The following is an 18823-nucleotide window of genomic DNA, read 5'->3' on the forward strand; positions in this document are numbered from 1 at the left end:
AGATTTGCCGACTCTACCACCGCCGCAGGCCGCGGGGATGCCGGGTGGGGGCACCCCGGGCGAGCGGGCCATGCCGGAGGCCCCTGCGGCATGGGTTTCGGGCCGCGAGGGGATGCCGACCCATGCCGGAGGCGCCTGTGGCATGGCGACGACGGTCCGGGGCACCGCCCCTCGAGACCCCTCTCACGGCCGGCGGGCAAGCCGGGACCTAGGGGGCGACCCGTCGCACCGCCTTCTTGAGGACGGGGAAGAGCGGCGACGGGACGAGCGCGAGGACCGTCTCGAAGCGCGCCTGGTCGGGAGCGAGGTCGCGGTGGCGCCAGATTCCCACGACGTTTCCGGCCAGGCGCGCCCTGCTGAACTCCCGAGCCTCCTTGAGGGCGGCGACGTCGCCGTAGCGTGCCTCGAGGTCGTCGATGACGCCGTCGTGGTCCGCGCAGCGCTTGGCGCGGTAGTCGGCCTTTGTGTCCACCCCCTGAAGGGCACCGGTGACGTTGGCCCCGTGGCGGCGGTAGGACGCCAGGGTCTCGGGCACGTAGGAGACGACGCCCTCGATCCCCGCGCAGGCGATCGCCCACTTGTCGTGGCCGGTCCTACGGCTGAACGGCACGATGGAGCGGGCAAAGGGGCCGCGCATGCCCAGCACCATGCCCGGCGCGAGGCACTGGAAGACGTCGTGGGCCACGACGTCGTCCCCCGTATCCCAGGTGTCGATGAACCGGCGGGAACCCTGGTGCCGCACCGTAGGGCTGATGACGTTGCCGGTCCCGTCGATGGTCCGGTAGTCGCACACGGCCAGCAGCGACCCGTCCTCCTCGAGGGCCCGCACCATCGTGGATATCTTCCCGGGGTCCCAGACGTCGTCCTGGTCGCAGAAGAACACGAAGTCCCCGTCGCTGGCTCGCGTCAGCTTCTCGAAGGCCCCCACGTAGCCCAGGGACTCCGTGCCGCCGGGCAGGAAGCGCACGGGCACCGGGGCCAAGGCCGCCTCGATCGCCGACCGGTCCACCGGGTCGTCGGGGCAGTCGTTGTAGCAGACGACCTCGAGGTCGGGCCAGTCCTGTCCCTTGATGGAGCACAGCTGCTCCTCGAGGTAGCCGGGGTCGGGTCTATACAGGGACAGAAGCACGTTCACCTTGGGCCCACCGGTCTCTTGCACCATTGGGGCGCCCCCTTCTCGGTCTATGGCGGTTCGCCGGCCACCGCCCCTCGGGCACGGCCGGCGACGGAGCGGCTGGGCGCCGGGCCCCCAGACGCATCCTCGAAGCGTTCGGAACCATTGTTGCCAAACCCGTTCCGAGCAACACGGTACCTACCCACCGGGGACCCAAGCTCCCCAACCCCTTGAGACTCCCCTCATAACCGGTCATACTTACGCCCTGAGCGGGCGCGGGGGCGCCCGCACCCAGAGAGAGGTGGCCCATGGGCCAAGACATCCGCGAGGCCGTGGAGCGCCTCAAACGCGAGCGCGACGCCGTGGTGCTCGCCCACTACTACGTGCCCGGCGAGACCCAGGACCTGGCGGACTTCGTGGGGGACTCCTTCGCCCTGGCCCGCATCGCCTCCACGTGCGACGCGTCCACCGTCATCATGGCCGGCGTGCGCTTCATGGGCGAGTCCGTGAAGCTCCTCAACCCCGGGCGCCGCGTGCTGCTGCCCGAGCCCTCCGCCGACTGCCCCATGGCCCACATGGTGGACCCCGCGTTCGTGGGCCGCTGCCGCGCCGAGGAGGACGACCTCGCCGTGGCCTGCTACGTCAACTCCACGGCCGCCCTCAAGGCCCTCTCGGACGTCTGCGTGACCTCGTCCAACGCCGTGGACGTGGTGCGGGCGCTCCCCCAGCGCACGGTGCTCTTCATCCCCGACGAGAACCTCGGGCGCTTCGTCGCGGGGCAGGTGCCCGAGAAGCGCGTCATCCTCAACCCGGGCTGCTGCCCCATCCACCGCGACATCCCCGCCGGCTCCGTGGCCGCCGAGCGGGACCGCCACCCCGGCTCCGTCGTGCTCGCGCACCCGGAGTGCCCCGCCGACGTCCTGGCCCTCGCCGACGTCGTGGGCTCCACGGCCGAGATCATCCAGGCCGTGGAGGGGTCGGACGCCGGGGACTTCGTCGTCTGCACCGTGGAGGGCGTGGGCCACGAGATCGCCCGGCGCTGCGAGGGCACGGGCAAGCGGGTGCACTTCCCCGCCCCGGCGCCGCGCTGCCCCGACATGGCCGCTATCACGCCCGAGAAGGTGCTGGCGTGCCTGGAGACCGGCTCCGGAGAGGTGCCGCTGCCCCCCGACGCCGACGCCGCGCGGGCGCCCCTGGAGCGCATGCTCGAGCTCGCCGCCCGGGGCGGTGGCGCCCGGTGAGGGTGGAGGACTGGGACGTCGTCGTCGCCGGCGCCGGCGTGGCCGGGCTCTTCTGCGCGCTCAACCTGCCCGAGGGCACCCGCACCCTCGTGATCTGCAAGGAGGACGCCGCCACCTGCGACTCCATGCTCGCCCAGGGGGGCATGTGCACGCTCACCGGCCCCGACGACCGCGAGCCGTGGATCGCCGACACCCTGGCGGCCGGCCACGGCGACAACGACCGCGCCGCCGTGGAGGCCATGGTCGACGGCTCCCCCGCCGTGACCGAGGCCCTGCTCTCCCTCGGCGTGGCCTTCGACCGCCGCCCCGACGGCTCGCTGGACCACACGCGCGAGGGCGCCCACAGCCGGCCGCGCATCGTGCACCGGGCCGACACCACGGGCGCCGCCGTCACCGAGGCCCTGCTCGCCGCCGTACGCGCCCTGCCGTGGGTGGAGGTGCGCGAGCGCTGCCCCATGGAGGACCTGTTGGTGGAGGAGGGCACCGACGGCCGCCGCTGCGCGGGGCTGCTCGCCCGGGACGCCGACGGCCCCGTGGAGCTCCGTGCCGGGACCGTCGTGCTGGCCACGGGCGGCGTCGGCGGCCTCTGGGAGCGGTCCACCAACTACCCGTGCCTCACCGGCGACGGCATCGAGGCCTGCCGGCGCCACGGCGTGGCCGTGGAGCACCTCGACTGGGTGCAGGTGCACCCCACGTCGCTCTACTCCGAGGGGCCCGGCCGCGCCTTCCTCATCAGCGAGAGCTGCCGCGGCGAGGGGGCCGTACTCATCGGCGCCGACGGCAGGCGCTTCTGCGACGAGCTCGCCCCACGAGACGTGGTCACGGCCGCCATCCGGGAGCAGATGGGGCGGGAGGGGTCGCGCTCCGTGCGGCTGGACTTCTCGGCCGTGGGCGAGGACGTGGTGCGCGGGCACTTCTCGCACATCTACGAGACGTGCCTCGCCGCCGGCCACGACATCCTGGCCGAGCCGGTGCCCGTGGTGCCGGCCCAGCACTACCTCATGGGCGGCATCGCGTGCGACCTGTGGGGGCGCACGTCGCTCGACGGCCTCCTGGCCTGCGGCGAGACGGCCTGCATGGGCGTGCACGGCAGCAACCGGCTGGCGAGCAACTCACTGCTGGAGGCCATGGTGTTCGCCGCCCGCTGCGCCGAGACGGCCTCGGGCGAGCCTCCCCGCGTGGCCCCCGGCGCCGCCCATCCCGAGATGCGGCCGCCCGCAGGCGCGGCCGCGGCCGCCGACGCGACGGCCTGAGACGAGAGGAGCCCCATGAGCCCCGAGACCATGACCCTCGTGGCCGAGCCCGCCATCCGCGCCGCCCTGCTGGAGGACATGCCCTTCGGCGACGCCTCCTGCGACGCCGTGGCCCTGCGGCCGCGGCGCGCCCGCGTGCTCCTCATCGCCAAGGGCGACGGCGTGATCTGCGGCCTCGACGTCTTCGAGCGCGCGTTCCGGCTGCTGGACCCCACCGCCCGCCTGGTGGCGGAGGTCGGCGAGGGCGACGACGTGGCGGCCGGCCAGACCCTCGGCGCCGTGGAGGGCGACGTGCGGGCGCTCCTCTCGGCCGAGCGGGTGGCCCTCAACCTCCTGCAGCGCATGAGCGGCATCGCCACCCACACCCGGGCCATGGTGCGCCTGCTCGAGGGCACGGGGATCCGCCTCGTGGACACGCGCAAGACCACGCCGGGACTCCGGGTGTTCGAGAAGGAGGCCGTGCGCGTGGGCGGGGCCGGCAACCACCGGTTCTGCCTCTCCGACGGCGTCATGCTCAAGGACAACCACCTGGACGCCGCCGGCGGCATCGCGGCCGGCGTGGCGGCGGCCCGGGAGCGGGCGCCGTTCGTGCGCAAGGTGGAGGTGGAGGTGGAGACCCTCGGGCAGGTGGCCGAGGCCGTCGAGGCCGGCGCCGACATCGTCATGCTCGACAACATGGGCCACGACGCCATGGCCGCGGCCGTGGCCCTCATCGACGGCCGCGCCGAGGTGGAGGTCTCCGGCAACGTGGACGAGACCCGCGTGGCCGAGCTCGCCGACCTGGGCGTGGACTACGTGAGCTCCGGCGCCCTGACGCACTCGAGCCCCATCCTGGACCTGTCCCTGAAGCACCTGGAGTACCTGGACTGAGGGCGCCCCCGCTGGCCCCCGCCCGTTGCATGGCTGATGATGGGACAAAAGTGCCCGACCATTGGGACAAAAGTGTCCGGGTGTTGGGACAGGCTAGACGCGCCGCACGAAGAGGCCGCAGAACGGCTTGGGCGTGAACCAGGTGGACTTGGGGGGCATGAGCTCGCCGGCGTCGGCCACGGCCATGAGCTCGTCGATGGCCGTGGGGTACACCGTGAACGCCACGGCGTCGCCGGCCTCGCGGGCGGCGGCCTCCAGCGCCTCCGGGCCCACGGTGCCGGCCACGTAGGTCAGGCGCGGGTCGCGGCGCGGGTCGGCCACCGAGAGCACCGGCCCCAGCACCCGCTCCTGCAGGGCCGAGACGTCCAGGGCGGCCACCGGGTCGTCCCCCTCGGGCTCGGGCGCCCTGAGCAGCCACCAGCGCGCGCCGTCGAACATGCCGAACGCGCCCTTCTCGGCGGGGGCCACGGGGCCGTCGGCCGGCGCCGCCGAGAAGCCCGCGGCCTCCACGGCGGCCGCGAGCCCCTCGCGCTCGGCCGTGCCCACGCCGGTCACCATGCGGTGGTACGGCAGCACCTTGAGCTGCCCGGCGGGAAACATCGCCACGAGCACCCGGTTGCAGGGGGCGTCGGCGGGCAGGGACGGGTCGCCCGCGCGGCGCGCCAGGGCCACCCGCACGGCCGAGGCGGCCCGGTGGTGCCCGTCGGCCACGTAGGCCTCACCCACGCCCGAGAAGGCCTCCGCCAGCGCGCGACCCCGCCCGCCGGCCGGCACGCGCCACACGGTCTGGGCCACGCCGTCGGCCGTGAAGCGGTAGAGGGGCTCGCCGCCCTGCACGTCGGCCACGGCGCGGGACACGTCGTCACTGTCGCCGAAGGTCAGGAACACGGGGCCGGTCTGGGCGCCCAGGGCGTCGATGTGCGCCGCGCGGGCGTCCTCCTTCTCCTCCAGGGTCGACTCGTGGCGCCGCACGGTGCCGTCGAGAAACGACTCCACGGGCAGGCAGCCCACCACGGCCGTCTGCCGATGGCCGCCTTCCTCCATGGTGTAGACGTAGAGACTCGGCTCGTCGTCCTCCACCAGCACGCCGCGCTCCCGGCGCCACTCCAAGAGGTCGCGGGCCTTGGCGTAGGCCTCGGTGAGGTCCACGTGGGCCTCGAGCGGGTAGAGGGTGTCGGGCCAGTCGATGGCGAGGAACGACAGCGGGTTGGACGCCACCAGCCCGAAGGCGCGGTCGCGGTCGAAGACGTCCAGGGGCGCCGAGACCTGGCGCCCCACCAGGCGGGGCGCCGGCCTCAGGCAGCGGAACGGGGTGAGCTCCATGGCGGCTACCGGTAGAGGTCCAGCAGGCCGTCGCGGGTGGCCGGCACGCCCTCGAGCTCGCGCTCGGGCCGGGCGGCGGCCACGTACCAGTCCCAGATGTCGTCCAGGGCCGGGGTGGCCACGCCGGCGGCGGCCGCCACGTCGCGGATGGCCTTGAGGCCGTAGGCGAAGTCGGCCGAGAAGTAGCGCGACGAGAAGTCCGGCACCCAGCGGCCGGCATCCGTCTCCCTCATGGGGGAGCGCAGCCCCGCGAAGGCCGGGATGTGCGAGATCTTGCGCGTCATGGACGGCACGTCGGGGCTCTCGTAGTGCTCGGTGAGCGGCCGCACCCCGGAGAGGTCGAGCTCCGGCAGGGCGGCGCACACGGCCTGGACCTCGGCGTCGGCGGCGAGCAGGGCCTCGGACGCGGCGTCGTCCCAGCCCTCGTAGAACAGGTGGTTCTCGGGGTAGGAGACGCCGGGCGCCCAGTCGGAGAACATCGTGCGGATGCGCGACGTGTGCAGCACCGGGTTGGACGGCGTGAGCGTCATGGCCAGGTAGCTTCCCAGGCACGTCGCCGGCATCCGGAAGAGGTCGGCGAGCTCGGCCGCCACCTCCGCCGTCTCGGACGACGGGATGGCCGCCACCTGCAGGGACGGCTTGCGTCCCAGCTCGTAGACGCTGCGGCCGCGCTCGGCGATGCGGGCCACGGAATGCACGCGCTGGAGGCCGCACACCACGGCGCCGGCCTCGAGCAGCCCGGCGCAGTAGAACTCGGCGTCGGCGCCGGGGACGAAGCACACCCGCTGGCCCGGTTCCACGAGGGGCGCGAGCCCGTCGCACAGGCGCCCGAACAGGTAGACCGGGTAGGTCACGAAGACGTAGCGCGCGCCGGCGGCCCCCTCGGCGAGGTCGGCCGTCACGCAGGCGAGCTCGCCGGTGGACAGCACGTCGCCGTCCGGCGCGAGCACGTCCACCGTGCGCGACCACTCCTGCGGCCGCGAGGTGACCACCGCCACCTCGTGGCCCCGGGCGGCGAACTCCGCCGCCATGAGCATGCCGACGTTGCCGGCACCCACCACACAGACCCTCACGGCCCCTCCTAACCCAGGTAGCCGCGGAGCGCGGCCACGAGCCTGTCGTCGTCGGCCCGGTCGCGCACGGCGATGCGCACGAACTGGCGCCCGTCACGCACCACCTTGGCCGAGAGGTCCTTGATGAAGAGCTCCCGCTCGCACAGCAGGCGCTCGGTGAGCTCGGAGGCCGTCATGGCGCCCTCGACCTCCACGAACAGGTAGTTGGCCTGGCTCGGCATCACCCGCAGGTGCGGCACCCCGGCCAGCTCCGCGGCAAAGCGCGCGCGCTCGGCGCGGAGCTCGTCGAGGCTCCGGGCGTAGTCGGCCTTGTACTTCTCGGCGACCTGCAGGTAGAACTCCGCGAGGGAGTTGATGTTCCAGATGGCCACGTCGCCCTTGAGGGCGTCGACGAGCCCCTTGTCGGCCGAGGCCGCCACGCCCAGGCGCAGGCCCGGCACGCCGTAGCTCTTGGAGACGGACTTCACCACCACCATGTGGGGGAAGCGCGCCAGGCGCCCCTCGTCGAGGAAGCTGTTGCCCGGCTCCTCGGCGAAGTCCGCGAACGACTCGTCGTAGACCAGGCGCACGCCGTTGTCCTCGCACCACTGGGCCACGCGGCAGACGTCGGCCACCGGCAGGTAGTTGCCCGTGGGGTTGTCGGGGTTGATGAGCACGAGCTGGCGCACGGGGTGCTCGGAGAAGAAGGAGACGATGTCGTCGGCCGTGTAGGCGAAGTCCGGGTCGGAGGGCACGTAGGTCACGGTGTCGGCGGCGCGGCCGCGGTTGGGGTACTCCTCGAACGTGGGCCGGATGTGGCCGCAGGGGCCCTCGACGGCGGCGTCGGGGTTCTCGAAGAGCGCCTTGATGAGCTCGGCGGCGCCGTTGCCCACCACCACGTGGTCCTGGGACACGCCGAAGTTCTTGGCCGCGAGCAGGGAGTTCACGCGCATGCCCGAGGGGTACTGGGTCACGAGGGTCTCGAAGCTGGCCTTCATCTCGTCCATGAGGCGCTTGGGCGGGTAGAACGGGTTCACGAGGTAGCAGAAGTCCACGAGGTGCGGGTAGCGCCAGTAGCCGCCGTAGCGCGAGGCCACGAGGCGGGTGCGCACCTCCTCGCCCACGGCGAACATGGACTCGGCGATGTCGAGGTCCTGCAGGTCGTCGATCTCGTACCACTTCTGGCCGGTGAGGCGCTTGGCCAGGATCTCGCTCGTGTCGACCATGGTGATGACGCGGAGCACCTGCTCGTAGTACTCGTTGTTGCCCAGGGCCTGGCTGTAGGCCTTGAGGAACGGCACGTAGACGTTGCGGGAGAACTCCTTCGAGAACTTGTAGATGTTGACCGTCTTGTAGTAGCGGTCCATGTCCTCGAAGCGGAACCGCTTGCCGGGCACGAACGACAGGATCGAGTCGTCGTCGTCCAGGGTGACCACGGTGCCGTCCATCCAGCTCTCGTACTTGTCGACGAGGGCGAGGGTGGGCCGGGGGTCGTCCACGAGCTCGGAGAGCACGCCCTCCTCGAAGATGAGGTCGCTCTCCAGGAGGATGGTGTCGTCCTCCTGGAGCTGCCCGGCGGCCAGGGCCAGGGAGTAGATGTTGTTGGTGCGGTCGTAGACGGGGTTGTCCACGAACTCGACGGGCGTGGCCACGTCGAGGGTGGAGATGTAGTCCTTGAGCTTGGCGGCCTCGTAGCCCACCACGATGACGATGCGCGAGAGCCCCAGGCGGTCGAGCTGGGCGAGGGCGCGCTCGATCATGGTGACGCCGTTGACCTTGACCATGCACTTGGTGTTGTGGGCGGTGAGCGACTTCAGGCGCTTTCCCATGCCGGCCGCGAGAATCAGTCCTTGCATTGCCTCTCCTCAGCGTTGGGGGGTGTTCACGACGTAGCGCGGGTCCATGGCCTGGAGCTCCGCCAGGGAGTCGATCTCCGCGATATCGTCGAAGGTCACGGGCTCCACGTGCACGTCGTAGCGGTCGCGGGCCAGCACGCAGGGGACGTCGTCCCAGAAGCGCTGGCGGTTGGCCTCCTCGGCGAAGGCCACGGGCAGGTCCTCGGCCAGGCGGGCGCCGTCCTCGGCGGTCCAGTAGCTCACGCCGAACATGTGGCAGCAGTCGGTGCCGCCGCGGTGCAGGTCGAGGATGCGGCCGTCGGCGTCGGTGTCGAAGCACCAGTCCTCGGTGGACGCCACGGGGACGCCCAGGTAGCACGACCGGTAGCGGTAGGGGGTGATTATCGAGGGGTTCTTGATGTAGAGGTCGCTCTCGAACACGTAGGCGTTCCTGAACCGGTCGCCGGCGGCCACGGCGCTCGAGATGTTGTTGGTGGTGTCGAAGAGCGGGTTGTGGACCAGCTCCACCTGGGGCCAGCGGCGGCGCAGGAGCTCGAACTGCTCGGCGCGGTAGCCGGTGACCACGCAGATGCTCTCGATGCCGGCGTCCACCAGGGGTTTGACGATGGTGTCGATGATGGGCGTGCCGCAGACGTCCACCAGGGGCTTGGGCGTGTTGACGGTGATGGGCGCCAGGCGGCTGCCCAGGCCGCTGGCCAGGAGCACCGCCTGGCGGGCGCGGTAGGGCTCGAGGTCCGCCAGGTCGGCCTCGGTGGCCGTGCCCGCCCTCCAGCGGTCCAGGCGCTCGTCGAACTCGGCGCGGGTGAGCGTGCTCACAGGGCTGCTCCCTCCTGGGCGCGCTCCGGCGCCCCGATGCGTCTCTCGGCGGCGGCCGAGAAGGTCTTGGCCGCCTTGTACCAAACGTAGAGCCACTCGCCCACGGGGTTGCCCATGGCCTCCTTGTACATGGCCCACACATACCAGTACCAACCCACCACGGCCACGGCCGAGAGGAACCGCGCCTCCTCGGCGTCGGTGGCGGGGCGCCCCAGGTAGACCGGCAGGACGGCCAGGGCCTCGTCCACGGAGTAGCCCGAGCCCTGGGCCACGAAGTTGCCCAGGTCGCAGAACGGGTCGCCCATGGCGGCGTACTCCCAGTCGATGAGGCGCATGGCGTCGTCGGTCACCAGCAGGTTGGGGCCGTAGAAGTCGTTGTGGCAGAGCACGGGCTCGCCGGCGTCGGCGGCCATGGCGCGGGCGAGCACGGCCACGCGGGCCTCCAGGCCGTCGAAGTCGCGGGGCAGCGGGTAGTCGCGGCGGCGGAGGAGCCCGGCGATCCTGGTGCCCTCCTCGAAGAAGTCGAACGACCAGGGCGACGTGGCGCCGCTCCCGTGGAGCCGCCGCACGAGGGCCAGGGCCCGCTCCACGTCGCGGGGGTCGCGGTAGTCGAAGTCCCGGCAACCCTCCACGAAGCGGGAGACCTTCCAACCCTGCTCGGGGTCCTCGAAGACGTAGGTGTCGTCGAGGCCGAGGTCGCGGGCCACGGCCAGGGCGTGGGCCTCGGCGGCGCGGTTGACGATCTGCTCGGTGCCGGCGCCGGGGTGGCGGTAGATGTAGCGGGTGCCCCCCACGGAGAAGAGCGTGGAGAGGTTGGTGAGGCCGGCCGAGACGGGCGCGAGGCCGCGGATGTCGTCGCGGGGGCAGCCCAGGGTGGCGCAGATGTTCTCGAGGATCGCGGAGTCCACGTTGGCAAAGAAGTCGTGGTCGAAGGCCATGAGGTCGCCGATGTAGTCGAACTCGAAGACCGTGCCGGCCGGCAGCTCCTCCACGGCCATGGGGAGCTCGGCGGTGTGCTCGGCGAAGACCTGCTCCCAGAGCTTGGGCGCCGTGGCCGGGAGGACGTACTCCTCGCCGAGGATGGCGAGGTAGCGCTCCGCGAAGGCGCGGTCGAGGTAGGCGGGGCCGAGGAGGTAGAGGCCGCCGTCGCCGCCGCGGGACGCGTGCGCGATGTGCCCCTGGGGGTCGAGTGTGACGACCTGCTCCTCGGTGGGGCCCGCGGCCCGGCAGACCGAGAAGACCGACTCGTAGCGGTAGGGGCGGAAGGGGTTCTCGCAGAAGTACTCGTCGGACGACACCACGTAGGAGTTGCCGAGCCAGGCGCGCGCGGCCCAGACCGAGCCGTTGTTGTTGCGGGAGGCATGGTCGGGGTTCTCCACGAGGGTGACGCCGAAGTCCTCCTCCAGGTAGAAGAAGGCCTCCTTCATGTGGCCCACCACCACGACGACGTCCTGGACGCCGGCCTCGCGGAGCTGGCGGATCTGGCGCTCCACGAGCACCTCGCCGCGCACCTCGAAGGCGGCCTTGGGGCGCTCGAAGGACAGCGGCGACAGGCGCGTGCCGGCACCGGCCGCGAGGATCACGGCGTTGCGCACGCGGTAGGGCTCGAGGGTGGCGAGGCCGTCCGGGGTGGGGGCGCCGTCGGGGGCGAGGAGGCCGTGGGCACGGAGGGTGCGCACGGCCTTGTTGACCGAGCCCACCGAGATGCGGCCGGCCGCCGCGACGGCACGCTGGGGGCGGGGGCCGTTGAGCGCCGCGTCCTGGAGCACGGCGAACTCGTAACGGGTGAGGGTGCGCGGGGACAGGGGTCTCTCCTTAAGGTGCGGGCAGATGCGGTGCGGGCAGATGTTCACGATGGTATGAACACCACTTACAGGTGAACATCATAGCCCCGGGCGGAATGCCCCTCCCGGCAGCGCGGCCCCCTCCACCCAAAGCCCGCACCGGGAGGCGACGCACCCCCTCTCCGCACCCCTTCCTGCGCCTCTCCCCTCACCCCTTCCTGCTCCTCTCCCCCTCTCCACGCCCCTCCCCTCCCTGCACCCCCTCTTCGCACCTGAACGCGTCTGAGGGCGACTTCCGGCATCGGCCCACGGCGAAATCCGCCCCTACGCGCGTTCAGGTGGCCCGATTCCGCCCTCAGCCGCGTTCAGGTGCGGCCCGGGTCGTCCTCAGACGCGTTCAGGTGCGGATTTGGATTTGGGACGATGCTGGCGTGGCGGGCCGGGAGGGTCACGCCTTGGCGCGCGAGACGAGCCCCCTCGCCACCGCGCCCAGCCAGGTGCCGCCCTGGGGCCGGTAGGGCTCCCCTCCCAGGATCAGGCCCTCCACGCGCAGCTCGCCCAGGCGCTCCGGGCCCAGCGCGAATGGGTCGGCCGAGAGGACCGCCATGTCGGCCACCTTGCCCACCCCGAGCGAGCCGCGCTCGTCCTCGTCGAACGTGGCCCACGCGCCGTTGTACGTGCACATGCGCAGGGCCTCGGCCACGGTGAGCGACTCCCCCGGCACGTCGTGGTTGCAGGCGCGCTGCATCCAGAGCACCGGGTCGGGGTCGGTGCAGGGCGCGTCGCTGCCGGCCGAGAGCACGATGCCGGCGTCCCAGTAGGTGCGCAGCGGGTTGAGCCGGTCGGCGCGCCCGCGTCCGAGGATGCGCGCCAGGTAGGCGTCCGGCTCCTGCGGCCAGCCGATGAAGCTGGTCTGCACGGGGAACTGGATGCCGTACTCGCGGCAGATGGCCAGGCCCTCCTCGGTGGGCAGGCACGCATGGATGATGCCGTGGCGGTGGTCCTCGCGCGGCGTATCGTCGAGGGCGGCCTTGAGGGCGCGGGCGGCCTGGTCGAACGCGGCGTCGCCGATGGCGTGCATCTCGATCTGCAGGCCGGCGCGGTTGGCCTCCACGCAGAAGTCGCGCACCTGCCCGTCGGTGTAGTAGAGCACGCCGTTGCCGCCCTCGTCGTCGACGTAGGGGTCGATGAGGGCGGCGTCGTGGCTGCCGAAGCACCCGTCCAGCGCACAGGCGAAGCAGCCGCCGATGCGTGGCAGGCCGCGCCTCCGTGCCACGGAGACATCCATGGACTGCGGAAACACACGCACCTGGAAGCCGGAGCGGGCGCTCCTCGCCAACCAGGTCTCGAGCGAGATGTCGAGGTCGCCGGCGAAGCCCACACCCGAGACCGAGTGCACCATGCCGATGCCCTTGGACGCCAGGTAGTCCATGGCGCCCTGGATGTTGGAGACGAGCTCGGGGATGGAGAGGCTTCCGGTGACGTAGTCGGACACCGCGAAGAACGCCTCCTGGTTCATCTCGCCGGTGTCGGGGTGGTAGCCGCGCAGACCGGCCACCTTCCTCTCGACGAGGGCGAGCAGTGCCGAGTTCACCACGCAGGCATGGCCGTCGTACTTGACCATCATGATCGGGCGGTCGGGGCAGGCCTCGTCGAGCTCGGCGCGGGAGAGGAGCCGGCCCTCCTCCACCGAGTAGGGCGACGCGCCGAAGGCGATGAGCAGCTTGGCCGACGACGTGCGGGCGAAGTCAGCCACCATGGCCTGGATCCGCGCGTTGGAGCGGGCGTCCATGACGTTGAGGCCGGCGTGGAACGTGGCGAAGGAGGCCAGGTGCTCGTGGGTGTCCACGAAGGCCGGGCAGAGCGCGCGGCCGCCCAGGTGCTCCCGGGGCGCGTGGGCGTAGGCATCGGGCAGGGCGTCGCCCACATGGAGGATGCGCCCGCCGTCCTCCACGAGGTAGCGGGCCCGGGTGTCCCGGGCGTCGACGGTGAGGACGGTCCCCTCGTACACCTTCATGGCTCTCCCTCCGTTGGCTGCGCCGGCAGCACCCCAAGGGTAGCAGCTGGGACAGCGGGAATGGGGCCGAGGCACGGGCCGGCAAAGTGGGACAGAAGTGTCCGGGTGCCGGGGCAGGTGGGTGCCGGGGCAGGTGCTGGGACGGAGCTCGGCACCTGAACGCGTCTGGGGGCGACCCCCTCCCCACCTGAACGCGGTCAGGGGCGGATTTCGCCCGCCTGAACACGGACGAGGGCGACTCCCGGCGGTTTCGCCCGCAGGGAGTCGCCCTCAATCGCGTTCAGGCGGCAAGGAGGAGGTTGGTGGCGAGGGGGTCCAGAGGACGCCCCCTACCTGTCGTGCGCCTCCAGGAACCGCTCCACGACGGCGTTGTAGCCCTCCCGGTCCTCCAGGTGCACGCAGTGCGTGCCGCGCAGCAGCTCCCAATGGGCGCCGGGGATGGCGTCCACGATCTGCTTGCACACCAGGGCGGTGGCCTCGTCGGCGGTGCCGGAGGTCACGAGGGTGGGGATCGTCACAGACGGCAGCCCGTCCACCACGGACCAGCCGCTCAGCTTGCCCGTGACCACGAACTCGCTCATGCCCTGCATGACGTGGTAGACCTCGTCGCCGTGGGGGTCAGGCCAGGGCTTGCGCACGTCGTCGGGGCGCTCGTCCTCGGGTACCGCGCTCACGTGGCGCCGGTAGTACTCGGCACTCGCCGCCTCGACCTCGGGTCGCCCGTAGTCGCCGTCCTCGTCGGCCTGGGCCAGGGCCTCGGCCATCTCCCGGGGCAGGTAGCCGCGCAGGCGCACGGCCTCCTCCAACCAGAGGTCCATGGACGCCGGCGAGCTCGCCACCACCATGGACGCCACACCCTCGGGGTGGTGGCAGGCGTACTGCATGGCGAGCATGCCGCCCCAGCTCTGGCCCAGGATGTGGCAGCGGTCGAGCCCCAGGTGCCTGCGCAACGCGACGAGCTCCTCCTCGAAGAGCCCCGCGGAGGCCTCGGCCGCCACGTCTGCCAACGGGCTGGAGTTTCCGCACCCCACCTGGTCGTAGTAGACCACCTGCCGCCCGCACCTCTCGGCAAGGGCATCCAAGGACCGCAGGTAGTAATGGCTGTTGCCCGGCCCACCATGGATGGTGAGCAGCGGCAGCCGTCCGGGGGCGCGCTCCCCCACCACGCGGTACCAGGTCCGGTAACCGTGGAAGTCCATGGTGCCGGTCTTCTCGGCGACGGTCGCGGCCACAGCATCTCCCCTCGTCGCGCCCCCGCTTCACCGGGGCGGTCCGCACCAGCATAGGGCCGGGCCGTTGCCTGTCAGTTAAGAGACAGGAAAGGGAGGGCATCCGCCCGGCAGACCCGACCGGCCGGCGGCGCACCATTCACTCAAGCGCGTCCACGACGGAGGAGACCACCATGACCGAGAACCTCGAGCGCAGGCAGTTCGTCAAGGCGGGCGCCCTGGCCACGGCGGCCGCTGCGGCGGCCCTCGCCGGGTGCAGGCAGGGGCAGGGCGGCGGCCAGTCCGCCGGCCAGTCCGGCGGCACGCTCAGCTACGGCATCCAGAACCCCACCGGCGTGGAGCCCTGCACCCTGGAGGACGAGAACGCCATGGCCGTGTGCTACCAGCTGTTCGACCCGCTCACACGCTACGACCCCACCACCAAGGAGCTCGTGCCGTGCATGGCCCTCACCTGGGAGTGCAACGACGCGGCCGACGAGTGGACCTTCCACCTGCGCGACGACGCCACCTTCCACGACGGCTCCAAGGTCACGGCGAAGTCGTTCGTCTACGGGTGGACGCGCCTCGTGGACCCCTCCACCACCGACACGCCGTCGGCCGTGGCCTACCACCTGTCCATGGTCGACGGCTACGACGACCTCGTGAGCGGCGAGGCCGTGGAGTTCACGGGCCTCTCGGCGCCCGACGACACCACCTTCAAGGTGCGCCTCTCCGCACCCTACGCGGACTTCCCCTTCGTCTGCTCCGCCTGCACGCTCGCACCCATCCCCGAGGGCCGCGGCCGCGGCGACGACTACCACGCCTACGCCATGGCGCCCGTAGGCAACGGCCCCTTCAAGATGAAGGGCGAGTGGAAGGACGGCCAGTTCGTGGAGCTGGAGTCCTACGAGGGCTACTGGGGTGACAAACCCAAGGTCGCCGGCATGCTCTTCACGGTCTACCGCGACACGCTCACCGCCTACAAGGAGGTGGAGGCAGGCAGCTGCGACTGCGCCAACGTGCCGCTCAACCAGGCGTCGCAGTCCAAGGAGCGCTACGGCGAGGCCGAGGACGGCGGCTACGTGGCCAACCCCGGGCACCAGTACTTCTCGGGCGAGATGCTCTACACGCAGTACCTGGTCTTCAACGTGGAGGACCCGCTGGTGAAGGACGTGCGGGTGCGCCAGGCCCTCTCGCTGGCCATCAACCGCGAGGCCATCTGCACCACGGTCTACCAGGGTGCGGGCACCCCGGCCACCGACATCGTGCCGCCGGCCATCGCCGGCTCCACGCCGGGCACCTGGCAGTGCTCCTTCGACCGCGAGAAGGCCGGGCAGCTGCTGGACGAGGCCGGCTACCCCGCAGGCGCCGACGGCCGGCGCGGCCTGGCCGTCAAGCTCATGACCAACGCGGCCAACGACAAGACCGAGTACGAGGCCATGATCTCGGACTGGGACGCCGTGGGCATCGACGCCTCCATCGACCAGGTGGAGTACGCCGCCATGCTCGACAAGTACTACTCCGGCGACTTCTCCGTGGCCGCGCGCGGCTGGTACGCGGACTACCCCATCGCCGACAACTACCTCTACCCGCTGTTCTACTCGGGGTCGTCCGACAACATGAGCCACTTCAAGGACGAGCGGTTCGACGAGATGATCATGGCCGCCCGCGCTGTGGAGGACGAGGAGAAGCGTGTGGCCGCCATGCACGAGTGCGACGCCTACGCCGCCTCGCTCATGCCGGTGGCGCCGCTCAACTGGCGAGGTCTGGCCAAGTGCGCCACGGCCCGCTGCCACGACTTCCGCATCACGCCGCAGATCCTGCCGCAGGCGAGCACCATGTGGCTGGAGGTGTGACGGCGAGGCGACGAGCGGCCGTGCCCCGATGGCCGCGTCCCAATGGTCGGACACTTTTGTCCCAACCGTTGGGACACCCCGGCAGGTGGGACAAAAGTGCCCGACCGTTGGGACAAAAGTGTCTGGGTGATGGGACAGGGGTGCGGTCAGCGGCCGGTGCCGCGGCCCATCGCCCCGAAGGTCCGCAGGAAGATCTGGAGGTCCAGGGCCGGCGAGGCGTGCTCGATGTAGTAGAGCTCCAGCTCCTGGCGGGTGCCGGTGGAATAGTCGGCGTCGTTGCGCGCCTCCACCTGCCACCAGCCGGTGATGCCCGGCAGACGGCTGCAGAACTCGGCGGCGCAGTCGCCGTACTGGCCCAGCTCGGCGTCGACCACGGGGCGTGGCCCCACGATGGACATCTGCCCCGCGAGGACGTTCAGGAACTGCGGCAGCTCATCGATGGACGTGCGGCGCAGGAAGCGGCCCACGGAGGTGATGCGCGGGTCGTCGTCGACCTTGCGCTCCTTCTCCCACTGGTCCAGCTGCTCGGGGGTGAAGTAGCGCTCCACGTCGTCGGCGTCGGCCGCCATGGACCGGAATTTGAGCAGGTTGAAGTGACGGCCGCCCAGCCCCACCCGCTCCTGGGTGTAGAAGGGGCTCCCCTTGGACTGGAGGGCGATGACCACGGCTATGACGAGGCAGGGCACGAGCAGTACGACGATGACGAGGAGCGACACCACGATGTCGGCGAGGCGTTTGACAAAGCGGTAGCCCCACGGGTCGCCTGCACGGCCCATGGCTCTTCGGGGGGAGCCGCTCTCTCTTCTCTTCGTCAGCACCGTTCGGGCCTTATCCACAGACTTCGTCCCTGAAATACAGGGTCAAAAGATTACCCATAGAAACGGATTTATCTTACGCTAAGTTACTTTCCAAGTCTGTGTGTGACAAAAAATGCACCTCTGGACCAGCTGGTCCAGAGGTGCATCATCGCAAGGGCATCCGGGGCAGCGGCCCCTTCAGCCGGGGTCACTCCTCCCCGGCGTCCTCCCCGTCGTCGTCGGGGCGCTGGTCGTGGCCGCCGCGCAGGCGGTCGAGCCAGCCGTCGCGGTCGGCGTCCTCCCCGGCCTCCTCGCCCTCGTCGGGCTCGGCCTCGGGCTCGGGCGCGATCACCCGCAGCAGGGCGATGCGGCGGCCGCGCATGGACTGCACGCGGAAGCGCCAGCCATCCACGTCGAACACCTCACCCGGGCCCGGCAGGCCGTCGGCGAGGTCCAGGATGAACCCGGCCACGGTCTCGTACTCGTCGGACTCCTCGATGGGCCAGCCCAGCTCGGCGGCGTCGTCGATGGGAAAACGGCCGTCCACGAGCCACTCGCGCTCGGAGAGCTTGGTGAGGTATTTGTTGTCGGGGTCGAACTCGTCCTCGATCTCGCCCACGACCTCCTCCACGATGTCCTCGATGGTGATGACGCCGGCGGTACCGCCGTACTCGTCCACCACGATGACCATCTGGTCGTGGCTCGTCTGCATCTCGGAGAGCAGCGGGATGATGTCCTTGGTGTCGGGCACGAAGTCGGCCTCGCGCACGTAGCCGGCGATGGGGGCGTCGCCCTTGCCCTCGTCGATGATGGGGCTGATGAGGTCCTTGATGTGGGCGATGCCCACGATGCGGTCCACGTCCTCGTGGTAGACGGGGATGCGGGAGTAACCCGTCTTGCGCATGCACGCGAGCACCGAGCTCAGGGTCTCGGTGTCCTCGAGCGCCGTCATGTCCACGCGGGGCACCATGACCTGACGGGCGGCCGCGTCGCCGAGGTCGAAGATCTCGTGGATCATCGACTTCTCCTCGTCGGTGAGCTCCTCGGCGTCGCTCACCATGTAGCGGATCTCCTCCTCGGAGACGTTCTGGCGCTCGTCGGCGCTCCGCACGCCCAGCAGGCGGGAGATGCCGTTGGCGCTCTTGGCGGTGATCCAGATGAGCGGCTTGGCGGCCACGGTGAAGCCTTTGAGAAAGCCTGCCACGCGCTTGGAGACGCCCTCGCAGTCGGCCAGGGCGATGCGCTTGGGCACCAGCTCGCCGATGACGATGGAGAAGTACGACACCACGAGGGTGATGATCACGGGCGCCAGGCCGGCGGCCACGGTGGCGGGCACGCCCACGGAGGCCATCCACACGGCGAACGGGTCGGACAGGTTGGTGGCGGCCACGGCGGAGCTGGCAAATCCCACGAGGGTGATGGCCACCTGGATGGCGGCCAGCAGGTCGCCGGAGTCGCCGGAGAGCTCGAGGGCCGTCTTGGCCTTGGCGCTGCCCTCCTCGGCGTCGCGTTCCAGCAGGGGGCGCTTGACGTTGACCAGGGCCATCTCGCTCATGGAGAAGAAGCCGTTGACCAGGGTCAACAGCAAGGTGACGACGATACTTACGGCTATGTCCATCTACGTGTTCGACCTACT

At 71.0% G+C, this 18823-nt stretch carries 14 protein-coding genes; 4 read left to right on the top strand and 10 right to left on the bottom strand.

All coding sequences use genetic code 11. The features are described 5' to 3' along the window. Positions 1-208: 208 nt before the first annotated feature. The gene (locus NFR49_RS05630; RefSeq protein ID WP_251158658.1) at positions 209-1162 is read right to left on the bottom strand and encodes a glycosyltransferase; all 954 of its coding nucleotides are present in this window, start codon (positions 1160-1162) and stop codon (positions 209-211) included. A 260-nt stretch (positions 1163-1422) separates the two neighbouring features. On the opposite strand from NFR49_RS05630, the gene nadA reads away from it, so the two are divergent. Genes nadA through nadC form a run of 3 tightly spaced genes read left to right on the top strand, consistent with a single transcriptional unit; the run spans position 1423 to position 4478 of the window. After that, positions 1423-2355 (top strand): quinolinate synthase NadA, encoded by a 933-nt coding sequence (gene nadA, locus NFR49_RS05635; protein WP_251158659.1) that lies wholly within the window; start codon positions 1423-1425, stop codon positions 2353-2355. Beyond that, positions 2352-3608 carry an L-aspartate oxidase gene (locus tag NFR49_RS05640; protein ID WP_251158660.1) on the top strand — a complete coding sequence of 419 codons (1257 nt, stop codon included), beginning with the start codon at positions 2352-2354 and terminating at the stop codon, positions 3606-3608. Before nadA ends, NFR49_RS05640 begins: the two co-directional genes overlap by 4 nt. A 15-nt stretch (positions 3609-3623) precedes the next feature. Continuing rightward, the gene (gene nadC / locus NFR49_RS05645) at positions 3624-4478 is read left to right on the top strand and encodes a carboxylating nicotinate-nucleotide diphosphorylase (RefSeq protein WP_251158661.1); all 855 of its coding nucleotides are present in this window, start codon (positions 3624-3626) and stop codon (positions 4476-4478) included. A 93-nt stretch (positions 4479-4571) separates the two neighbouring features. On the opposite strand, the gene NFR49_RS05650 is transcribed toward nadC, so the two are convergent. The 7 genes from NFR49_RS05650 to NFR49_RS05680 form a co-directional block, all read right to left on the bottom strand. Beyond that, entirely contained in the window at positions 4572-5801 is a 1230-nt protein-coding gene (locus NFR49_RS05650) for a DUF1015 domain-containing protein (RefSeq protein ID WP_251158662.1), read from the bottom strand. Positions 5802-5806: 5 nt separating this feature from the next. Continuing rightward, complete coding sequence (locus NFR49_RS05655; protein WP_251158663.1) at positions 5807-6874, bottom strand: NAD/NADP octopine/nopaline dehydrogenase family protein; 1068 nt, start codon at positions 6872-6874, stop codon at positions 5807-5809. An 8-nt stretch (positions 6875-6882) separates the two neighbouring features. Beyond that, entirely contained in the window at positions 6883-8709 is a 1827-nt protein-coding gene (locus tag NFR49_RS05660) for an aminotransferase class I/II-fold pyridoxal phosphate-dependent enzyme (protein ID WP_251158664.1), read from the bottom strand. A 9-nt stretch (positions 8710-8718) separates the two neighbouring features. After that, complete coding sequence (locus NFR49_RS05665) at positions 8719-9525, bottom strand: sugar phosphate nucleotidyltransferase (RefSeq protein WP_251158665.1); 807 nt, start codon at positions 9523-9525, stop codon at positions 8719-8721. Further along, a complete protein-coding gene (locus NFR49_RS05670; protein ID WP_251158666.1) occupies positions 9522-11378 on the bottom strand; it encodes a phosphotransferase in 1857 nt (618 codons plus the stop codon). The genes NFR49_RS05665 and NFR49_RS05670 overlap by 4 nt, the downstream gene beginning before the upstream one ends. 379 nt (positions 11379-11757) lie before the next feature. After that, positions 11758-13326 (bottom strand): amidohydrolase, encoded by a 1569-nt coding sequence (locus NFR49_RS05675; RefSeq protein ID WP_251158667.1) that lies wholly within the window; start codon positions 13324-13326, stop codon positions 11758-11760. Between the two features lie 329 nt (positions 13327-13655). Then, positions 13656-14558 (bottom strand): proline iminopeptidase-family hydrolase, encoded by a 903-nt coding sequence (locus tag NFR49_RS05680; protein WP_251158668.1) that lies wholly within the window; start codon positions 14556-14558, stop codon positions 13656-13658. 170 nt (positions 14559-14728) lie between these two features. Here NFR49_RS05680 and NFR49_RS05685 point away from each other — a divergent pair, with 170 nt between their 5' ends. Then, positions 14729-16390, top strand: a complete 1662-nt coding sequence (locus NFR49_RS05685; RefSeq protein WP_251158669.1) for a peptide ABC transporter substrate-binding protein — start codon at positions 14729-14731, stop codon at positions 16388-16390. Positions 16391-16536: 146 nt separating this feature from the next. On the opposite strand, the gene NFR49_RS05690 is transcribed toward NFR49_RS05685, so the two are convergent. Together NFR49_RS05690 and NFR49_RS05695 are read right to left on the bottom strand one after the other, a co-directional pair. Then, positions 16537-17166 (bottom strand): sugar transferase, encoded by a 630-nt coding sequence (locus NFR49_RS05690; protein WP_251158670.1) that lies wholly within the window; start codon positions 17164-17166, stop codon positions 16537-16539. Between the two features lie 229 nt (positions 17167-17395). Next, positions 17396-18805, bottom strand: a complete 1410-nt coding sequence (locus NFR49_RS05695; protein WP_251158671.1) for a hemolysin family protein — start codon at positions 18803-18805, stop codon at positions 17396-17398. Positions 18806-18823 lie beyond the last annotated feature (18 nt).

This window comes from Caniella muris (assembly GCF_943193035.1).
GTDB classification, from domain to species: Bacteria; Actinomycetota; Coriobacteriia; order Coriobacteriales; family Atopobiaceae; genus Granulimonas; species Granulimonas faecalis.

What these genes read in the sequence shown, in the direction of transcription:
- NFR49_RS05630 (WP_251158658.1), bottom strand. Translation starts at nt 1,162, where the DNA reads ATGGTGCAAGAGACCGGTGGGCCCAAGGTGAACGTGCTTCTGTCCCTG.
- nadA (WP_251158659.1), top strand. Translation starts at nt 1,423, where the DNA reads ATGGGCCAAGACATCCGCGAGGCCGTGGAGCGCCTCAAACGCGAGCGC.
- NFR49_RS05695 (WP_251158671.1), bottom strand. Translation starts at nt 18,805, where the DNA reads ATGGACATAGCCGTAAGTATCGTCGTCACCTTGCTGTTGACCCTGGTC.
- nadC (WP_251158661.1), top strand. Translation starts at nt 3,624, where the DNA reads ATGAGCCCCGAGACCATGACCCTCGTGGCCGAGCCCGCCATCCGCGCC.
- NFR49_RS05675 (WP_251158667.1), bottom strand. Translation starts at nt 13,326, where the DNA reads ATGAAGGTGTACGAGGGGACCGTCCTCACCGTCGACGCCCGGGACACC.
- NFR49_RS05660 (WP_251158664.1), bottom strand. Translation starts at nt 8,709, where the DNA reads ATGCAAGGACTGATTCTCGCGGCCGGCATGGGAAAGCGCCTGAAGTCG.
- NFR49_RS05690 (WP_251158670.1), bottom strand. Translation starts at nt 17,166, where the DNA reads ATGGGCCGTGCAGGCGACCCGTGGGGCTACCGCTTTGTCAAACGCCTC.
- NFR49_RS05650 (WP_251158662.1), bottom strand. Translation starts at nt 5,801, where the DNA reads ATGGAGCTCACCCCGTTCCGCTGCCTGAGGCCGGCGCCCCGCCTGGTG.
- NFR49_RS05685 (WP_251158669.1), top strand. Translation starts at nt 14,729, where the DNA reads ATGACCGAGAACCTCGAGCGCAGGCAGTTCGTCAAGGCGGGCGCCCTG.